Annotated in this window: 15 protein-coding genes; 9 read left to right on the top strand and 6 right to left on the bottom strand. The window is 71.6% G+C overall.

Going from position 1 to position 18,178, the window contains the following annotated elements; translation table 11 throughout:
- Positions 1–4: 4 nt before the first annotated feature.
- Positions 5–2,287, bottom strand: a complete 2,283-nt coding sequence (locus tag VED21_RS28615) for a glycosyltransferase (RefSeq protein WP_324888529.1) — start codon at positions 2,285–2,287, stop codon at positions 5–7.
- 85 nt (positions 2,288–2,372) lie between these two features.
- Positions 2,373–3,329 carry a calcium-binding protein gene (locus tag VED21_RS28610; RefSeq protein WP_324888527.1) on the bottom strand — a complete coding sequence of 319 codons (957 nt, stop codon included), beginning with the start codon at positions 3,327–3,329 and terminating at the stop codon, positions 2,373–2,375.
- Positions 3,330–3,684: 355 nt separating this feature from the next.
- Between VED21_RS28610 and VED21_RS28605 the strand changes: the two genes are divergently transcribed.
- From VED21_RS28605 to VED21_RS28580, 6 genes are all read left to right on the top strand, one after another.
- The gene (locus tag VED21_RS28605) at positions 3,685–4,896 is read left to right on the top strand and encodes a calcium-binding protein (RefSeq protein WP_324888525.1); all 1,212 of its coding nucleotides are present in this window, start codon (positions 3,685–3,687) and stop codon (positions 4,894–4,896) included.
- 117 nt (positions 4,897–5,013) lie between these two features.
- On the top strand, positions 5,014–5,886 hold the full coding sequence (locus VED21_RS28600; protein ID WP_324888523.1) for a sulfotransferase: 873 nt from the start codon (positions 5,014–5,016) through the stop codon (positions 5,884–5,886).
- On the top strand, positions 5,883–6,713 hold the full coding sequence (locus VED21_RS28595) for a hypothetical protein (RefSeq protein WP_324888521.1): 831 nt from the start codon (positions 5,883–5,885) through the stop codon (positions 6,711–6,713). Before VED21_RS28600 ends, VED21_RS28595 begins: the two co-directional genes overlap by 4 nt.
- 27 nt (positions 6,714–6,740) lie before the next feature.
- Positions 6,741–7,472: a hypothetical protein gene (locus VED21_RS28590; protein ID WP_324888519.1), complete on the top strand. Its 732-nt coding sequence runs from the start codon at positions 6,741–6,743 to the stop codon at positions 7,470–7,472.
- On the top strand, positions 7,469–9,142 hold the full coding sequence (locus VED21_RS28585) for a hypothetical protein (protein WP_324888517.1): 1,674 nt from the start codon (positions 7,469–7,471) through the stop codon (positions 9,140–9,142). Before VED21_RS28590 ends, VED21_RS28585 begins: the two co-directional genes overlap by 4 nt.
- 83 nt (positions 9,143–9,225) lie before the next feature.
- A complete protein-coding gene (locus tag VED21_RS28580; protein WP_324888515.1) occupies positions 9,226–9,522 on the top strand; it encodes a hypothetical protein in 297 nt (98 codons plus the stop codon).
- A gap of 58 nt (positions 9,523–9,580) precedes the next feature.
- Here the strand turns inward: VED21_RS28580 and VED21_RS28575 are convergent, their stop codons facing one another.
- The 3 genes from VED21_RS28575 to VED21_RS28565 all read right to left on the bottom strand — a co-directional run bounded on the left by VED21_RS28575 (position 9,581) and on the right by VED21_RS28565 (position 14,366).
- Positions 9,581–12,094, bottom strand: a complete 2,514-nt coding sequence (locus VED21_RS28575) for a hypothetical protein (protein ID WP_324888513.1) — start codon at positions 12,092–12,094, stop codon at positions 9,581–9,583.
- Positions 12,095–12,210: 116 nt separating this feature from the next.
- Positions 12,211–12,504 carry a hypothetical protein gene (locus VED21_RS28570; RefSeq protein WP_324888511.1) on the bottom strand — a complete coding sequence of 98 codons (294 nt, stop codon included), beginning with the start codon at positions 12,502–12,504 and terminating at the stop codon, positions 12,211–12,213.
- Positions 12,505–12,539: 35 nt separating this feature from the next.
- Positions 12,540–14,366: a glycosyltransferase family 4 protein gene (locus VED21_RS28565; RefSeq protein WP_324888509.1), complete on the bottom strand. Its 1,827-nt coding sequence runs from the start codon at positions 14,364–14,366 to the stop codon at positions 12,540–12,542.
- A gap of 117 nt (positions 14,367–14,483) precedes the next feature.
- On the opposite strand from VED21_RS28565, the gene VED21_RS28560 reads away from it, so the two are divergent.
- From VED21_RS28560 to VED21_RS28550, 3 genes are all read left to right on the top strand, one after another.
- Entirely contained in the window at positions 14,484–15,413 is a 930-nt protein-coding gene (locus tag VED21_RS28560; RefSeq protein WP_324888507.1) for an NAD-dependent epimerase/dehydratase family protein, read from the top strand.
- Positions 15,414–15,500: 87 nt separating this feature from the next.
- Positions 15,501–16,400 carry a hypothetical protein gene (locus tag VED21_RS28555; RefSeq protein WP_324888504.1) on the top strand — a complete coding sequence of 300 codons (900 nt, stop codon included), beginning with the start codon at positions 15,501–15,503 and terminating at the stop codon, positions 16,398–16,400.
- The gene (locus VED21_RS28550) at positions 16,397–16,981 is read left to right on the top strand and encodes a hypothetical protein (RefSeq protein WP_324888503.1); all 585 of its coding nucleotides are present in this window, start codon (positions 16,397–16,399) and stop codon (positions 16,979–16,981) included. Before VED21_RS28555 ends, VED21_RS28550 begins: the two co-directional genes overlap by 4 nt.
- Positions 16,982–16,997: 16 nt before the next feature.
- On the opposite strand, the gene VED21_RS28545 is transcribed toward VED21_RS28550, so the two are convergent.
- A complete protein-coding gene (locus VED21_RS28545; RefSeq protein ID WP_324888501.1) occupies positions 16,998–17,954 on the bottom strand; it encodes a UDP-glucuronic acid decarboxylase family protein in 957 nt (318 codons plus the stop codon).
- Positions 17,955–18,178: the final 224 nt, after the last annotated feature.

Genomic DNA, 18,178 nt, shown 5'->3' with positions numbered 1-18,178 from the left:
GGGCTTACTCGGCGGGCAACGGGGCGAGGTCGGCGGCAAGCTCGGCAAGGGCAGGGTAGGGACGCGCCATCACCGCGCCCATCAGGTCGCGCCAGCGGCGGTCGTGCCGCCACTGGTTGTAGAGGTTGGCCGCCGTCTGCGTGTAGCCGGGGTGCAGCTCGATCGACTGGCGTTCGTAGTGGTAGAGCGCCGATTCCGGCACGTAGGCGATCTCGTGCCCGGCCGCCCGCACCTTGAGGCACAGGTCGGAATCCTCGAAGTCGCCGACCACGTACTCCTCGTCGAAGCCGCCGAGGGATTCGAAGACCGCGCGCCGCACCAGCATGGTGGCGGCGGTCACGCCCGGCACCAGACGGGCGACGCAGGCCGCCGGGTATTCGCGCGGGTAGCCCTTGTGGTAGTGGTGGTTGTACCAGCGGCCCTGCACGTCGCGGTCGAAGTAGAGGCCGGCGTGCTGGAGCGAATCGTCGTCGAACAGCAGCTTCGGCCCGGCCATGGCGATGTGGCTGTGCGCCGCCACCGTGGCCTGCAGCGGCGCCATCCAGCCGGGCGCCACCGGCACCACGTCGGAATTCACGAACAGCAGCGCGTCGGACCGCGCCGCCGCGGCCCCGGCGTTGCAGGCCGAGGAGAAGCCGAAGTTGCCGCTCATCACCACCAGCGTGGCGGGCAGGGCGTAGAGGCGCACGAGCATGCGCAGGATGTGCTCAACCTGATCGCGCTGCTCGGGCGAATCGAGCACGTAGATCAGCTCGGCCCCGGCCATGGCGGGGTCGAGCGCGAAGGCCCCGAACTGGAAACGCAGGTAGTCCAGGTTGCGGTACAGCGGGATGACCAGTGACACGGCCGGCCCGTCGGTGGGCGTGCCGATGGCGATCACCTCGGGCGCGCGCTTCTCCGCCAGAACGGCGCGCTGCAGCGACGCGACCGGGGTGGCCAGCGTCTCCTCGATCACGTGCGGGGTCAGCCGCGACTGCGGCACCGCGCCCAGCACGTCGTCACGCCCCTGGCGCGGCGTCGCGGCCCGCAACGGCGGAGCCACGTCCAGCACCCGGCCGGAGCGCAAGACCACCTCGAACCGGTACTGGAACACGGGATAGGCGGGCGCGTCGCCGGGCAGGAAGGTCGCGAATCCGATGTTGGCGTCGCTCAGCGGGTGCGGGCTACCGGCGTACGCCTGCTCCACGTCGGGCCGCGGGAAACGCGCGAAAGGCGCGTCCAGCGTGCGGCGGGCGCCGTCGGGTGCCACGGCCACGATGCGCTCGACCGCGCCGTAGGGATCGCGCAGCCAGCCTTTGACGAACAGCCCCCCGGCGCCGTGGCCGAGCGCCAGGTCGATGCCGGCGCCGACCGGGTCGGCGGGGTTGCGGACCTCGCGCGGCGCCACCGGCGCGCCGAGCTGCGCCTCGCGCAGCACGGCGGCGGCGGTCTGGTTCCGCACCGCTTCGGCGCCCAACGCACGCAGCACGTACTGGCGCGTCTCGCGGGACGGGCCGGCCCGCCCGTCGGACAGCCAGTCGACGAGCCGGCGTGGCGCCGCGGGTGGAATGCGCCGGCAGCACACGCCGGCCTCGCCGAACAGCACCAGGGCGGCGGGTGGGCGGCCGGACTCGGCAAGGCCGACCAGAAGGTCGAAGGCCAACGCCCCGGCAGCGCCGGCGCGCACCGCCGGTTCGAACGGGTTGCGCCAGAGCCGTGCCGTGCCGAGGACGACGGCCGTCTCGATGGCGCCGATGCCGAGGGGCAGCGCCCCCCGGCAGTGCACATAGCCGGGCGCCGCCGCCACCATGGCCGCCGGCGTGCCGGGCGGGGGGAAGAGCGCGTCGAGCAGGGCCCGGCAGGCCATCACATAGTCCGGATCGGCCTGCTGCTGGAACAGCGCGGCGGCGCCGTCGAGCAGCGACTTGAGCGTCCGCGCGAAGTCGCGCGGGTCGAGGTCGCGCAGCAGTTCCACCAGGGGGGCAACGCCGTCCGCGCCGGATGGGGTGATCGTCGCCCGCGCCACCACCGCGCCGCCGGTATCGGTCAGCGCGAGCACGCCGCCACCCGACAGCGCCGGGACGCGCGCGATGACGAGCGCCCGGTGTCCGCCGCCGGCTGCGCGGTCGAACCGGGAAATCAGGTGTGGGCGCTTGAGCGGCTGCCCGTCGAGGACCGGCGCGAGCGGGCCGGTGATCGGCTGCGCGGCCTGGACGATGATGGCGGCAACGGCCGAGGACAGGCGCACGACACGCACGGATCCCAGCGCGGCGGCTTCGTCCTCGGACGGGGAGGCGGATTCGGGCATCGTCACGGAATCGTAGCCAACAAAAAAGGAGAGAGCCGCTTCCTTACAGCAAGGAACGGCTCTCTCCCATGTTCGAAAACGGTGATCAGCTGACGATGAAGTACCGGCTCGGGTCGCTCTGCAGGTTCGCCAGCGTCAGGCCCTTGAGCGTCAGCGTGACCGAGTTGCCGGTGCCGAGGCTGAGGACCACGTTGCCCGACGGGTCCTGCGACAGGTGCGACACGACGTCCGACGCCTGGTTGAGCGTGAGGCCGTTGATGTTGCGGGCGAGCTGGATGCGGTCACCCGAGGTAAAGTCGAGCACCACGTCCTGGCCGCCGGTCGAGGAGATGACGAAGGTGTCGTTGCCCAGGCCACCACCCAGCACGTCGTTGCCGGCGCCGCCGTAGATCACGTCGTCGCCCTGGCCGCCGAAGATCGAGTCGGCACCCTGGCCGCCGAACAGAACGTCGCTGCCCTGGTTGCCGTAGAGGACGTCGTTGCCGACCTCGCCGTAGAGCACGTCGTTGTGCAGGTTGCCGTACAGGACGTCCTGGTCCTGGCCGCCGAAGACCACGTCGTTGCCCTGGCCGCCGAACATGGTGTCGTTGCCGGTCGTGCTCGACACCGTGTCGTTGCCCAACTCGCCGAACAGCACGTCGTTGCCGACGCCGCCGCCGACCACGTCGTTGCCGGCGCCGCCGTAGTTCAGGTCGTCACCCTCGCCGCCGATGATCGAGTCGGAACCGCCGCCGCCGAACTGCGAGTCGTTGCCGCCGCCGCCGTCGAGCGTCGCGTTGCCGCCGCCGGCGATCACGAGGTCACCGCCGGTCGAGCCGCTGACCTGAACCGGAACGTTGCTGGTGTTGTCGATGATGACCCTGTTGGTCGAGGTCGACAGCGTCACCGTGGCGGTGGTCTGGCCCGCGGTGGTGGGGAGCGTCACCCGCTGCAGGGCCTGCTCGGACGCGTTGATGTGATCCAGAATGTTCGAGATCACGTCCTTGTGGACCTGCGAAATGGTCTTGTTGCTGTCAATGATACCGCCGGCAACAGTGGCCATGGGGATAACTCCTTTAGGTCGGCAAAAACTTTCCGCCTATGTACCTCAAACACCACCCACCGCAAAGGGGAATTCCCCAATGGCGTGCAATTCATCGTCCGACCGGACAGGTTTGTTGCCGTAAGCTCACAGATTCACGGCAAGTGGTGACGCTTGCGGCGGAGAGTCGCCGTAGAGGAGAGGCGATCTGACCGAGTGGCCCGCCGGCGGCGGCTCGGACACCGGGAAATCATGGACGCGCGGGCGGGGTGCCCGGGTATTTTCAGCCCTTGTTTACCAACTTGCGGTAATGCCCATGGCGGGCGGCGCCGGAGGTCCGGCGGCCGTCGGGATGATGGTGCGAAGGACGGACAGCATGGCGACGGTGAGCACGACGGCAACCAGCATCACGTCCGGTGCCGGCTCCGACACGCTGGTGATCACCGGCGGGGCCCTCACCGCGGCGTCGCTCACCACCATCACCGGGTACGCGGCGCTGCAGATCAACACCAACGCGGCGCACGTGGTGACTCTGCCGGCGGGCATCGGCACCGCCGGGTCCACTTTCACGCTGACCGCCAACAGCACCATCGGCGTCACCGTCAGCGCCGCCGCCTTCATCACGACGAACATCAAGCTGAACGCCACCGCCTTCACCGGTGACGACACCCTGATCGCCGGCCCGGCGGACGACACCCTTGCCGGCGGTGCCGGGCGCGACAGCCTGGACGGCGGCGCCGGGGCCGGCAACGACATCGTGGACGGCGGGGCGGACAACGACCTGATCCTCGGCGGAGCGGGCAACGATTCGCTCTCCGGCGGACTCGGGTCCGACATACTCTATGGCCACCGCGGTGCCGACCTGTTGTACGGCGGAGAGGGGAACGACACGCTGTTCGGCGGCCAGGACGCCGACGCGGTGTGGGGCGGCGACGGCAACGACCTGCTGTACGGCCACGCCGACGCCGACGCGCTGGCGGGCGAGGGGGGCGCCGACACGCTGTTCGGCGGCCAGGGCACCGACGCGCTCTCCGGCGGGGGCGGCAACGACGTGCTGACCGGCGAGATGGAAGCCGACACCCTGTCGGGGGGCGAAGGAAACGACGTGCTGTACGGCAACCAGGGCGCCGACCAGCTGCTGGGCGAAGGCGGCGCCGACACCCTGTTCGGTGGCCAGGACAACGACGCCGTGCACGGCGACGACGGCGAGGACCTGGTGTTCGGCAACAACGGCGACGACACCCTGCGCGGCGGGTCCGGAAACGACACGCTGTACGGCGGCCAGGGCGCCGACCAGATGTACGGCGATGTCGGCGCGGACGTGCTGTTCGGCAACGCCGGCAACGATACGCTGACGGGCTTTGCCGATGGCGACCGCTTCGCCTTCGGCGCCGGCCAGGGCGACGACGTGATCACCGACTTCGCGTTCAACGACGGCGACCGCATCCAGATCACCGCCGGCCTGACGTACACGCTCAGTTCGATCACCACCGGGACGGTCGTTTCGTTCACCGGCGGCGGATCGGTGACGCTGGTCGGCGTCGCCAGGGCGACCGTGACGTCCGACTGGTTCGTCACCGGAACCTGAGGGAATACACCTGAGGGAATACACGGGGGCGCGGCCAAAGCCGTTGCCAGGAGCGGCAACGCTCTGGCATCAATAGCCGCGCCGCCCCACCGTTTTACGATTTCCAGGTTTCGTATCGTGATCCGTCCGTCCGCGTTCCTGCTGCCCACCGCGATCGGCCAGGCCGTCGCCCACCGTCTCGGCCGCGACCGGCTGTGCCGCCCCATCGTCATCGGCGCCACCGGCGGGTCCGGCACGCGCGCCGTGCGCGCCGTGCTGGAGCGCGCCGGGGTGTTCATGGGCGCCAACGTCAACAACGTCGGCGACGCGATGGACTACGAACCGCTGCTCGACGAGCTGATCAACCAGATCCTCGACGAGACGCACTCGCTCGACTACGACGTCGGCCGCCTGTCGCCGCGCCTGCGCGAGCCGGCCATCGCGCGGCTGAAGAACCAGATCCGCGTCTATCTGAAGGACCGGCCGCGCGACGGCACGATGTGGGGCTGGAAGAACCCGCGCTCCATGTACATCCTGCCGCTGATCCACGCGGTGTTCCCGGAGGTGGTCTTCGTGCACGTCGTGCGCGACGGCCGCGACATGGCGATCTCCACCAACCAGTGGCAGTTCAGGAAGCACTACCACGCCATGTTCGGCAAGACGGCCAGCGAGGAGGAGGTGCCCGTCGCCTCGTGCGCGCTGTGGGGCCGCGCCAACCTGGGTGCGGCAGAATGGGGCGAGCGCGTGCTGGGCGAGCGCTACGTCCGGCTGCGCTTGGAGGATCTCGTCACCACCCCGGTGGAGACCACGGCCGACCTGCTGCGCCGCCTCGGCATCGATCCGGCGCGGGCGGCCGACGCCGCGTCCGTCCTGGAGAAGCCGCCGTCGCTCTACCGCTGGCAGCGCCACCTGACCGAGGACACCGTCCGCGAGCTGGAAGAGGTGAGCGGCGAGGCGCTGCGCCGATTCGGCTACCCGCCGGCCAGCACGGTTCCGGCCGCCGCCGCGTGACCTCCACGGTGAACAACCGTGCCCTGGTGGTGCTGGGGATGCACCGCAGCGGCACGTCGGCGCTGGCCGGCACCTTCCACAAGCTGGGTCTCGACTTCGGCAGCAACCTGATGCCGCCGGAGGAGGGGTCCAACGAGATGGGCTTCTGGGAGCACAACAGCATCGTGCCGATCCACGAGCGCACGCTGCGCGCGCTGGATTCGCACTGGAGCGACCCGGCCCCGCTGCCCGTCGGCTGGACCGAACGGCCGGAGGTGCGGGAGCTGGCGCGCGAGATCGTCGAGGTGCTGCGCCACGACTTCGACCGGCCCGGCGACTGGGGGATGAAGGACCCGCGGATGTGCCGGCTGCTGCCGCTGTGGCTGCCGCTGTTCGCCGAGGTCGGGGCCCGCCCGGTCTTCGTCGTGACCAGCCGCCATCCCTACGAGGTGGCGCGGTCGCTGGCCAAGCGCGACGGCATGACCCTGGACCGCTCCTACGAGCTGTGGTACCGCCACATGGCCGAGGCCGAGCTGTACAGCCGCGGGCATCCGCGCGTCTTCCTGCGCTACGAGGCGCTGCTGGCCGATTGGCGCGGCTCCGTCGGGCGGGCCTTGAAGGCGCTGGACTTCCCGGCGCTGCTGGGCGGCATGGCGGCGCACGGGGCGGAGATCGACGCCTTCCTCACCCCGGCGTTGCGCCACAACGCCGCCGACGACGCGCAGTTCCGCGCCGAGGCGCCCGATCACGTGCAGCGCCTGCACGCGCGGTTTTCGGCAACATCGCCAGGGGGCTGGATCGGCCGCCTGATGCAAATCCTGCGTGGGCGCCCGTCGTTCGGCGGGTGACCGCGCCTCCAGGGTCTTAGGTGACGCATGACGCCCGCACGCACGCTCCTCGTCCTCGCCGCGGATCCGGCGGACGCCGCCGGTATCGAAGCGCTGGCCGCCGACGCCCGGCCGTCGGTCCCCTGGAACGTGATTCGCGGCGACGGCACGGCGACGGACGAGGCCATTCGCCGCGCCGACCTGGTGATCGACCTGAACGGCGCCAACCTGAACGGCGCAGGTGCCGGTGGAAAGACTCTGCGCCTGGCCCCGGATCTGGCGCCACCACGCCTCTTTCGTCCGCTGCCGGAGGCGCCGGGCCGGGCGCTGGAGCGCATCCTGGTGGCGGTGGAGCCCGGTGGAACGCTGACCGCCGACGCCGTCGTGGCGCTGGCCGGCGGGCTGGCCCGCCGCGCCGCCGTCACCCTGGGCACGCGGTCGGCGGCGACCTTCCTCGCGTGGCCGGCGCTGGACGGCATCGCCGTGCGCGCCGCGGCCGGCGACGATGCGTGGCTGGACCTGATGGCGCAGCACGATCTGGTGGTGACGGCGGACGCCGAGACCGCGGTGCTCGCCAACGCGCTGCTGAAGCCGGCGGTGCTGCTGGATGGGGCGGCACCGCTGCCGTTTGTCTTCACGGCGGAGATCGCGACGCTGGACGACGTGGTGGCGGGCCTGAACCTTGCCGGCACCATGCCCGACCTGATCAACTGGAAGCGGGCGCAGCGGGCGGAATGGCTGGCGGCGCTGGACGCCGCGCTGAAGGCGCGGGGGCTGTGAGCGCCATGCTGACCGTGCGCAGCCGCCATGGCGCCGCCCCGGACGGGGTGCCAAGCGCCGTGCACAGCGGCAACATGGGCGACATCATCTATGCCCTGCCCACGCTCGCCGCCTTGAGGACGCAACGCCTGGTGCTGAACGCCTGCCGCGACCCCGGCGTCGGCGGCCGCGTGCTCGGCCCCGGCATGGCGGAGTTCCTGGTGCCGCTGCTGCTGGCGCAACCCGGCCTGCGGCAGGTGGACGTGGCGGAGGTGCCGGTGCGCCTCTCCCCCGGGTTCGGCGCGCGGGCGCGCAGCGTGGTGCTGAGCGAGGGCTTGCCGCTGGAACACGTCCCGGCCGGGGCACTGGGCGTCGACCACGTGCTCGACCGCTTCCGCCTGCAGCCGCTCGACCGCCTGCACCTCGTGGACGCGCACGCGCGCGCCGCCGGCGTGCGGGTCAACGGGGCGCAGCCCTTCCTGCACCTGCCGGAACCGGTGGAGCGGCGCGCCGACGCGCCCATCGTGCTGTCGCTGACGCCGCGCTACCGCCATCAGCCGTGCGAGTTCTTCGCGGCCCTGCTGAAGGGCCTCGGCCCCGTGGTCATGGTCGGGCTGCCGGAGGATGCCGCCGTCTACGCCGGCATCGCCGGGGAACTGATCACGGCGAAGGATGGGATGGAACTGGCGCGGCTGATCGCCGGGGCGCGGGCCTTCGTCGGCGCGCCGTCGCTGCCCTACGCCATCGCCGAGGGGCTGAAGGTGCCGCGCCTCGTCGACGTGCCGGCCTTTCCGGCCAACGCCTTTCCGCTGGGCGCCGACGGCTGGGTGATGCCGGCCGGGCTGCCGGCGGCGCGGCGCATGCTGGAAGCCATGCTGGAAGGGAAGGGGCGGGAGGTTCCGCTGGCCCTGAACGCCGCGCGCGACGCGCGGGTGGCCCTGCCGGCCGCACCCATGGGCCGAATCAAGGCGTACGTCCGCCTGGGGCCGCACTACGCCGAACCACCGGCGGCCGTGGCGCCGCTGGCGCTGGCGCCGGTGCCGCAAAGGGTCGAACTGGCACTGCCGCCGCAGGCGGAACCGCCACAGGCCGTGCGTTTCGACGTCGGCGAGCGCGTCGGGCCGTTCGACGTGGTGGCGTTGCGCCTGTTCGACGCGCAGGGGCACGAACTGTGGCGCCTGGAAGCCGGCGAGGCGGCGCTGCGCGCGCAGCCGCGCGGCAATCTGTCCTTTCAGCCCGGCCCGGCCGGCCGGCCGCTGTGGGTGAACGTCGACGGGCATGCCTGGATCGAGCTGCCGGTGCCGGCCGAACGCCTTGCCGCGCTGCGCGGCGGCGGCCAACTGGCCGCCGACCTGCGGGCGCTGGCGCCGGAGGAGATCACGGCACTGCTTACGGCCGCCGCGGCCGAACGCGACGCCGCCCGCGCCGAACAGGCTGCCGCCCGCGCCGACCAGGCCGCGGCGCGCGCCGAGGCGGATGCCGCGCGGGGCGCCTACGCCGAGACGTTGGCCGAGCGGGACCGGGCGCGGGCCGATCACATGGCGGCGATGGCCGACGTCCACTCGCTCACCGCGCAGCGCGACGCGCTCCACGCGCGCATCGAGGGGATCTACCGTTCGACGTCGTGGAAGGTCTCCGCACCCGTGCGCGTGGCCATGCGGCTGCTCCGGGGCAGGGGGCTGCGGGGCTGAGGCCGGGCGCCGGCATCGAATCGCTTTGCTCCGGCGCGTCTTCGCGCTAAACCTGTGACGCCCATCTTTCGAGGAACGAGATCATGGCAGAAGGTACCGTGGACTACTACGCGATGGTCGAGGAGGCGTGGCAGCTGAGCGACGCCGCTCGCGACTACGTCAAGAACGCCGGGCGCGAGGTGGACAACACCGAGCTCTGGGAGAAGATCTTCGCCCCGTCGCCGCTGGTGGATCACGAGCGCACCGCGCGCGAGGGCGGCCAGCCGATGCAGAAGATCTTCTTCAAGAATCCGTACGGCCTGTACTACCGGCCGGACCACAAGGACTGGATCCCGTTCCGCCACGGCCAGCTCGACCCGGCCTACCTGCAGGCGGTCTGATCGTTCGTGCGACCACCCGGGGTGCTTCGGCACCCCGGGGCCGCGTCGAGCCCTTTTCTCAGGCCGCGACAATCCAGCCGGCGTTGAACTGCGCGCCGGAGACGCCGAGCACCGTGACCGTGTGGCCGCTGGCCAGCGTCAGCACCGCGCTGCCCGACGAATCCTGGCCCAGCTGCCAGGACATGCCGGCCGTGATGGCGATGCGGTCGCCGCCGCCGGCACTGAAATCCGCGATCACGTCGGCGCCGCCACCGGACCCGATGACGAAGCGGTCCGCCCCGTCGCCGCCCCACAGCGTGTCGTTGCCACGGTTGCCGTGCAGCGTGTCGCTGCCCGCCCCGCCGAACAGCTGGTCGGCCTCCAGCCCGCCGAACAGCGCGTCGTCGCCCGATCCGCCGAACAGCGTGTCGCGGCCGGTGTTGCCGTACAGCACGTCGCTGTCGAAATTGCCGTACAGGATGTCGTGGCCCGAACCGCCGAAGGCGGTGTCGTTGCCGCGGTTGCCGGACAGCCGGTCGGAATCGGCATTGCCGTACAGCACGTCGGTGCCGATCCCGCCCGACAGCTGGTCCTGGCCGTAGCCGCCGGACAGGGTGTCGTTGCCCTCGTTGCCGTACACGGTGTCGTCGCCGTCGTCGCCCCACAGCGTGTTGCCGGCGCCGTCGCCCGTCATGCGGTCGCCGTGAAACGTGCCGACCGCGTTCGGCGCGTAGGGGACCGCCACCGCCGCACCCCGGCCGTCGGCCGCCGTGCGGGCGGCAAGGTCGAGCACGATGCCCTCCGGCGCCGCAGCACCACCGGCCTTCACGCCGATCACCGGGGCCGCCCCCCGCGCGGAATCGACGCCGAGGATGAAATCGGCCGCCGTCATGGTGTAGGTGCTGGCGATGCCCCGCAGCTCGACGGCGAAGTCGGCGGCGAGGTCGGTGTTGACGTTGCCTTCCACGATGATGGAGGCGCCCTCGACCGACCAGCGCACCTGCCCCACGGCGGTGAAGGCGGCCTGATCGATGAAGACGAACGCTTGCTTGCCGATCTTCAGGCTGTCGGCGTCCATCTCCGTCAGGTCGATGCGGTCGCGCTGGGTGTGCGCGTTGGTGCCGCGGAAATCGACGATGTCCTGGCCGGGAATCAGCACCGCCTTGGCGCCGCCGACCGAGAGGAACTCGATGGTGCGCGTGCCGTCGGCGGCGAACACCTCCTTCAGGTCGCCGCGATAGTCGGCGATGACGTCACGGACGGTGGGCTTGCTTTCGCTGGGATCGGCGAAGGCGAAGATGTCGGCGCCGGTCCCGCCGCTGATCATGTCGGCGCCGGCGCCGCCGTTGATCCAGTCGTCGCCGGCCCCGCCGTCGATGACGTCGACGTGCGTGGCGTCCGCCGGCAGGCCGGTGTTCATGGTGTTGGTGCGGTCGGCGAGGAAGTCGCCGTAGATGGAATCGGCGCCGGCGCCGCCGAACAGCGTGTCCGCGCCCGTCGTGCCCAGGATGGTGTCGTTGTCGGGCCCGCCGTCGATCCAGTCGTTGCCGCCACCGCCGTCGATGCGGTCGTGCCCGCCGTCGCCGACCAGCACGTCGGCGGCCGACAGGCCGACCGCGTCGCCGGACAGGCTGTCGTTGCCGTGGCCGCCGGCCAGCACGTCCTTGCCGCCGCCGCCGAGGAGGGTGTCGTTGCCACCGGCCCCGGAAATGACGTCCTCCAGCGGCGTGCCGGCCAGCGAATCGTTGGCCTCCGTGCCCGTCGTCATCGAGGCCGCGTCGATCAGGCCGACGTCGCGCAGAAGCGCGAAGTCCAGCGCCGTGAAGGCGCCGCGCGTGCCCAGTTCCACGGTGTTGCTGAACAGGCCGTCGCGCAGGCCGGTGCCGGCGAAGTAGTGCGTGTAGTCGCCGTCGACCAGGGGAAGCGGGTTGCCGTACACCGCCAGCGTGCTGGGCCCGGAGAAGTAGGGCAGCGGCGAGGGCTGGGCGCCGATGAAGCTCATCCAGCGGTCGAAGCCCGTCATGATGCCGCCGGCGGGCACGCCGTACACGAGGTCGCGCGTGCTGGCGATGCCCAGCGCGTGCCCCACCTCGTGCCGGACGACGTCGTAGAAGTCGTACTGGTCGGCCGGCACCAGCGGGGTGTAGGCCGGGGTGGGGTCCTGCGGCGTCGGGTCGAACCAGAACAGGTTGCCGGTGGTCAGCGCCGTCTGGCTGATGGAAAGGGTTATGTCCGGGGCGTCGCCGTTGGGGTCGGTGCCGGTGACGATCTCGAACGCGGCGCCGGACTGGTGGACCGGGTACGACGCGCCCTGCGCCTGCTTCAGCAGGGACGCGTACGGCGTGCTCGCGGCGTTCTTGAGCAGCATCTCCGCGCCCTGCACGTAGGTGCGCAGGTACACCGACGCGTCGGCGACCCCGGTCGCCAGAACGGTCTCGCCCAGGTCCTCCACCTTGACCAGCACGTCGATGCTGGCGGAGGTGTTGTAATGCTTGACGATGCTGTCGACGGCGGCGGTGATGCCGGCGGTCATCACCGGCGTGCCATAGGGCAGCGCGGTGTCGTCGTAGGTGACCGTAACCTTGTAAGCCATCGCCCCGCCCCGTGCCCTCGCTGCATCCAGCGAAAGCCATAGCGGCGCAATGGTTGAGGATCGCCTAATGCCCGTCCGCCGGGCCGGCGCCGCCCGCGTCTATTCCTGTGCCGGCTCTATTCCTGCGTCGGCGGGGGCGGGAGGGTGCGCAGCAGGTCCAGGAGCACGCGCTCGGCATCGCCTTCGGGGGCGGCTTCGAGCAGCGCGTCGACGTCGATGGCGTCGAGGTTCGGGGCGGTCGCGTCGTCCGGGCTCACGCCATACAGCCGGCGGAGTTGGAACAACGCGGACTCGACGGTCGCACGGGCGTCGGCGTGCGACAGGACGCCGGTCGAAACGAGCCGGCGCAGCAGCGACGCGCTGAGGGCGAAGGAGGCGGCGGCGAGCGGTTCGGCGTCCTTGTGCGGCACGGCAGGCGGTCCTGTCTGGGAATGCGGGGCGGACTCTAGCGCGAAGTTCCGCGGTCCGCCATGGCCCGGCGCCAGCACTCCTCGTACTGGCCGGCGATGGTGGTGGTGGAAAAGCGCGTGCGCACGGCCGGGGCCGCTGTCCGGGCGCGCTCCCGATAGGCGGGAAGGTCGGCCAGCCAGCGCGTCCAGCCGTCGGCCAGCGCCGCCACGTCGCACGGCACCACCACCAGGCCGCTGCCGTATTCCTCCAGCACCACGCGGATGTCGCCGGTGTCGGTGGCCAATACCGGCACGCCCATGGCCAGCGCCTCCAGCATGGCGATCGGCAGTCCCTCGAACTTGGACGACACGATCATGCCGGACAACAGCGGGTAGACCTGCGTCAGGTCGTTACAGAAGGGAATGCGCTGCACGTTGTCCAGGCCGTGTTCGGCGATGAACGCCTCGCACGCCCCGGCCAGCTCGCCGTCACCGATCAGAACGTAGCGGTCGGGCGAGCCTTCCGCCCTGGCGCGGCGGGCGAGGTCCAGGAAGTTCAGCGGCTCCTTCTGGTCGGTCAGGCGGCCAATGAAGGCGAAGGCGCGGCGGTCCGTGGGGATGCCGGTCAGGGCCGACAGGCGGGCGCGTTCGGCCTCGTCCGGTTCCGGCTTGTCGAAGCGGCGTGCGTCGATGGCGGAGTAGATCAGGTCGATGCGCGCCGGGTCCATGCCCAGACGGCCGGTGAACGTGTCGCGGATGCGGCGGTTGATGGCGATGAAGCGATCGAAGGACTGGATGCCGGGATCAGGGTAGTGTTCGATCCAGCCCACCTCGGTGTCGTAGACCTGCTGGTCGATGATCGGCACGCCGTCGAACAGGTCGCGCAACGCCGCCGCGTGCTGCACCAGCCAGGGCGAGCCGTTGCAGATCCACACCACGTCCGGCTTCACCCCGCGCGCCAGCGACGCCAGCAGCGCCAGATGGTGCGGGTTTTCCGACAGCTCGGCCAGATCGAAGATGGGCGCCACCCCGGCGGTCTGATGGTGCAGGCTGCCCTGGCGGGCGGCAAGGCGCTCGCTGGTGACCACCAGGAAGTTCCAGCGGTCCTTCAGCGCCTTCATGATCTCGATCGTGTTGCGCTCGACGCCGCCCACGGCGAGGAAGATCGGCAGCACGAGCACGAGGGGCTTGTCGCCCTCCGGGCGCGGCAGGGGCAGCGGCTGCCCCGCCCCGGCGCGGGGCGCCGGCACGGACGGCGGGCCGCCCAGGCCGATCCACGCATCCGCCGCCTGCGGGGCGGCGTGGCCCAGGACGGCGTCCAGCGTGGTCACGGCCACCGGCACGCCGTCCGGTGCGGGCAGCAGGCGCAGCAGCCGGCCGGTCAGCGGACGCGCCGGGGCGGCGCCGTCGAGGAACACCGCGGCGGCCTCGGCGGCGAACACCGCCTGGTCGCGCAACTCGCCGGCCAGCGCGAGGGCCGGCGCCTCTTCCAGCGAACGCGTGACCAGCGCGAAGTCCGCCGGCAGTTGCGCAAGACCCAGCAGCACGTTCTGCAGATGGGTGGCGCTCAACGCCGCGCGGGCGGAGCGGGGGGCATAAACGTATGCGCAGCCGGCCGTCGCCGCGCCGCCGATGGCCGGCAGCACCACCAGCAGGCCCGGCGCGGCCGCGGCGAGCCGCACGCCCAGGCCGGGATCGTCGGATGGCGACACGATGCCGATGGCGGGCGGGCGGAGCGCCGAATCCACCGGTACGGCGGGCAGGGAGGCCGGGGCCGGGTGCGCCAGCGTGCGGTACAGGCGGCGCAGCGGCCGTTCCAGCGACGCGCCGCCGGGCATCCCGGCGAGGAGCCGGCGCACGATCGGCTTCAGGGTGTCGAGCATGGGGCGGGGATTCGGCTGCGGGGGAGGGGGCTTGGGGCGCGTTCTTATAGACCGGCGCTGGCGGGACTGGTAGAGGGGATTGCTCCGGCCGGACCGGCCGTGTGCGGGACAAGGACCATGCGGAACCTCAAATGCGTCGTCCTCGGCGGCGGCGGCTTCATCGGCACCAACCTGTGCCGTCACCTGCGCGGCCGCGTGGGCGAACTGCGCGCCTTCGGCCGCAGCCGGCCGTTCCCGGACGCGCTGAAGGGGGTGGAGTGGTACGACGGCGCCTTCACCGACACCACGGAACTGGCCTATGCCGTGGAGGGCTGCGACGTCGTCTTCCACCTGATCAGCGCCACCACGCCGGCCAGCGCCAACCTGGACACCGTGCACGACCTGCAGGTCAACGTCGCCGGCACGCTGGCGCTTTTGGAGATGTGCCGCGCCGGCACGGTGGGGCGGGTGGTCTTCGTGTCGTCGGGCGGCACCGTCTACGGCATCCCGTCCCAGGTGCCGACGCCGGAGACGGCGGCCACCGACCCCATCACCTCCTACGGCATCGGCAAGCTGGCGGTGGAGAAGTACCTGGGGCTGTACCGGCACCTGCACGGGCTCGACCACCGCATCCTGCGCGTCGCCAACCCCTTCGGCCCCTACCAGACCGCGCACAAGCGCCAGGGGGTGATCGCCGCCTTCCTGCGCCGCGCTCTGGCCCGGCAGCCGCTGGAAGTGTGGGGCCGGGGGGACGTGGTGCGCGACTACGTCTACGTCGACGACGTGGTGGAGGCGTTGGAGAAGGCCGCCGTGCACCAGGGGACCGAACGGCTGTTCAACATCGGCAGCGGCGTCGGGCGCAGCCTGACGGAGATCATCGACGACCTGGGCGCCGTCGTCGGCCGCCCGCTGGAGACGGTGTTCCACGAGGGGCGACCGGTCGACGTGCCGGTCAGCGTGCTGGACATCGCCCGCGCCTGCCGCGACCTGGGCTGGGAGCCGCGCACGGAGTGGCGGGACGGGCTGAGCCGCGCCTGGGACTGGCTGCGCGCCGCAGAACTGGGATAAGTGCCACTGGTCACAGCCGTCCCGGTTGACGGGAGCGCCGTGCCTGGGCACGATCGGCCTACCTCATTCGGATTGTGGTGCGGGTCGATGCGTTGTGTTCCGGGGCGGCGTGTTCTGGGTGTTTCCGTAGCGGCGCTGCTGGCCTGCCAACCTCTGGCCGTCCACGCGCAAGGCGTGCTGACGCCCGGCGGTGCCGCGAAGGCACCGGCGCTCTCCGTGCCACTGGAGTCGGCCACCACGCCGCAGGCGGCGGCCAAGCCCGCCGGCACGTTCGATTACGCGCCGTTCGCCGCCGGCCTGGGTGCCGCCGTGGGCATCATCGGCTTCAACATCGCGGCCCTGGGGCTGGGCGCGCTGCCCGGCGGCTGGGCCTATGTCAGCGGCGCCCTGGTTCCCGCCGAGATGTCGGTGGCCATGAGCCGCGTCTATGCCGGCACCAGCGCGGTGATCGGCGGCCTGCTCGGCTACACCGCCGCCGAAAGCGCGGGCCAGGGCGGCGACGACGACTGGCCCATCTCGAAGACGGCGCTGGCCACCGGTGCGGGCGCCATCGTCGGCATCGCCGCCTTCAACGTGCTGACCGCCGGGCTGGGCACCGTGCCGCTGGCCGGCGGGGCGCTGGCCGCCGTCCCGTACGAGACGGCGCTGGGCAGCCGCCTGATCGCCGCCCTGTCGGGTGGTGCGGGCGCCGTGGCCGGCACCGCCGCCTACGACGCCGTCACAGGCGAGCGGCACGACTACGGCTACGTCGGCGCGCTGGCGCTGGGTGCCTTGGGCGGCGTGGCCGCCGGCAACCTGCTGGGCGGATCGCTGGGCACGCTGCCGTACTACGCGGGCGCGGGGGCGGAGGCCGTGGGCGTCACCGCGTCCGCCGCGGCGCAGGCGGCCAGCCGCGTGTACGTCGTCACCGCCGGCGTGCTGGGCGCCTGGGCGGCGGACTGGGCCTATGGCCGGCCGAAGCCGGTCATCCGCGTCGTCTCGCCGTGACGCGGCGGGGGCTCGGCCTCGTCGTCGCGGCGCTGCTGGCGTGCCAGCCGGCCAGCGCCGAACCCGTTACTGTTACCGTACAGCCGGTCAACGTCCTGACGGTGAAGCCGTCGTCCAACCAGCCGCCCTATGCGCTGGGGCTGGGAACGGCGGCCGGCCTTGTCGGCATCAATGCGCTGGCGCTGGGTATCGGCGCGCTGACCGGTGGCTGGACCTACGCGGCGATCGGGCTGGTGACGGTTCCCGCGGAGACATCGCTGGCGACGCTCGGCGCCCACGCGACCGCCGCCGTCGCGGGCGGCGCGGCCGCGGTGGCCGGCACCGCCGTCTATGACTGGATCACCGGCGAGCGACACGACTACGGCTATGTCATGGCGCTGACGCTGGGCGCGTTCGGCGGCGTCGCGGCGGGCAACCTGCTGCGCGGCCCGCTGGGCATCCCGCCGCATCACATCGCGGCCGGGCCGGGGGCGGAGGTCGCCTCGCAGGTGGCCAGCCACATGTACGTCATCGTGTCCGGCATGCTGGGCGCCACGGCGGCGGGCTGGCTCTATGGGGAGCCGGGCCCGCCGCCGTGGTGAGGGCGGCCGCTTCCGCCTACAGGAAGCGCGAGCGGAAGTAGGCGATGGTGCGCTCCAGACCGTCGTCCAGCGGCACCTTCGGCTCCCAGCCCAGCAGGGACTTGGCCTTGGCGATGTCAGGGCGGCGCTGCTTGGGGTCGTCCTGCGGCAGCGGCTTGTGGACGATCTTGGAGGAGGTGCCGGTCAGGCGGATGACCTTCTCCGCCAGTTCCAGCATGGTGAACTCACCGGGGTTGCCGAGGTTCAGCGGGCCGGTGTGCTGCTCCGGCGTGCCCATGAAGCGGACGAAGCCTTCGATCAGGTCGTCGACGTAGCAGAAGGCGCGCGTCTGCTGCCCCTCGCCGTAGATGGTGATCGGCTCGCCCTTCAGGGCCTGCATGATGAAGTTGGACACCACGCGCCCGTCGTTGGGGTGCATGCGCGGCCCGTAGGTGTTGAAGATGCGCACCACCTTGATCGGCAGCCCGTGCTGGCGGTGGTAGTCGAAGAACAGTGTCTCGGCGCAGCGCTTGCCCTCGTCGTAGCAGGCGCGCGGGCCGATCGGGTTGACGTTGCCCCAGTACTCCTCCGGCTGCGGGTGCACGGTGGGGTCGCCGTACACCTCGCTGGTGGAGGCCTGCAGGATGCGGGCACCCAGCCGCTTCGCCAGACCCAGCACGTTGATGGCGCCATGCACCGACGTCTTGGTCGTCTGCACCGGGTCGAACTGGTAGTGCACGGGAGACGCCGGGCAGGCGAGGTTGTAGATCTCGTCCACCTCCACATAGAGCGGGAACGTCACATCGTGCCGCATCGCCTCGAAGCGTGTGTTGTTCAACAGGTGCGCGATGTTGTGGCGTGACCCGGTGAAGTAGTTGTCGACGCACAGCACGTCGTGCCCGTCGGCGAGCAGGCGCTCGCACAGGTGCGACCCCAGGAAACCGGCCCCGCCGGTCACCATGATGCGCTTGTCGTAGCCGCGTAGGGTACCCATGGTGTCTCCGCTGCCGTTGCGTCCGCCTTTAGCGTCCGGGGTGCGCGGCTCACTCTGCGCGTGGAACCGCTGCGTTCGGGGCGGTGTGGGGGCGGCCGATGCTGGTGTAGTCGAATCCGGCCTTGGCCATGTCGGCCGGGTTGTAGATGTTGCGCAGGTCGACCATCACCGGCGCCTTCAGCAGCCCCTTGACCCGCTTCAGGTCCAGCGCCCGGAACTCGTTC

Source organism: Azospirillum sp. (assembly GCF_035627195.1).
In the GTDB taxonomy this organism is placed as follows: Bacteria; Pseudomonadota; Alphaproteobacteria; order Azospirillales; family Azospirillaceae; genus Azospirillum.
This window is presented reverse-complemented; position numbering and strand designations above follow the sequence as displayed.

What these genes read in the sequence shown, in the direction of transcription:
- VED21_RS28610 (WP_324888527.1), bottom strand. Translation starts at nt 3,329, where the DNA reads ATGGCCACTGTTGCCGGCGGTATCATTGACAGCAACAAGACCATTTCG.
- VED21_RS28590 (WP_324888519.1), top strand. Translation starts at nt 6,741, where the DNA reads ATGACGCCCGCACGCACGCTCCTCGTCCTCGCCGCGGATCCGGCGGAC.
- VED21_RS28605 (WP_324888525.1), top strand. Translation starts at nt 3,685, where the DNA reads ATGGCGACGGTGAGCACGACGGCAACCAGCATCACGTCCGGTGCCGGC.
- VED21_RS28580 (WP_324888515.1), top strand. Translation starts at nt 9,226, where the DNA reads ATGGCAGAAGGTACCGTGGACTACTACGCGATGGTCGAGGAGGCGTGG.
- VED21_RS28560 (WP_324888507.1), top strand. Translation starts at nt 14,484, where the DNA reads ATGCGGAACCTCAAATGCGTCGTCCTCGGCGGCGGCGGCTTCATCGGC.
- VED21_RS28565 (WP_324888509.1), bottom strand. Translation starts at nt 14,366, where the DNA reads ATGCTCGACACCCTGAAGCCGATCGTGCGCCGGCTCCTCGCCGGGATG.
- VED21_RS28615 (WP_324888529.1), bottom strand. Translation starts at nt 2,287, where the DNA reads ATGCCCGAATCCGCCTCCCCGTCCGAGGACGAAGCCGCCGCGCTGGGA.
- VED21_RS28545 (WP_324888501.1), bottom strand. Translation starts at nt 17,954, where the DNA reads ATGGGTACCCTACGCGGCTACGACAAGCGCATCATGGTGACCGGCGGG.
- VED21_RS28555 (WP_324888504.1), top strand. Translation starts at nt 15,501, where the DNA reads ATGCGTTGTGTTCCGGGGCGGCGTGTTCTGGGTGTTTCCGTAGCGGCG.
- VED21_RS28575 (WP_324888513.1), bottom strand. Translation starts at nt 12,094, where the DNA reads ATGGCTTACAAGGTTACGGTCACCTACGACGACACCGCGCTGCCCTAT.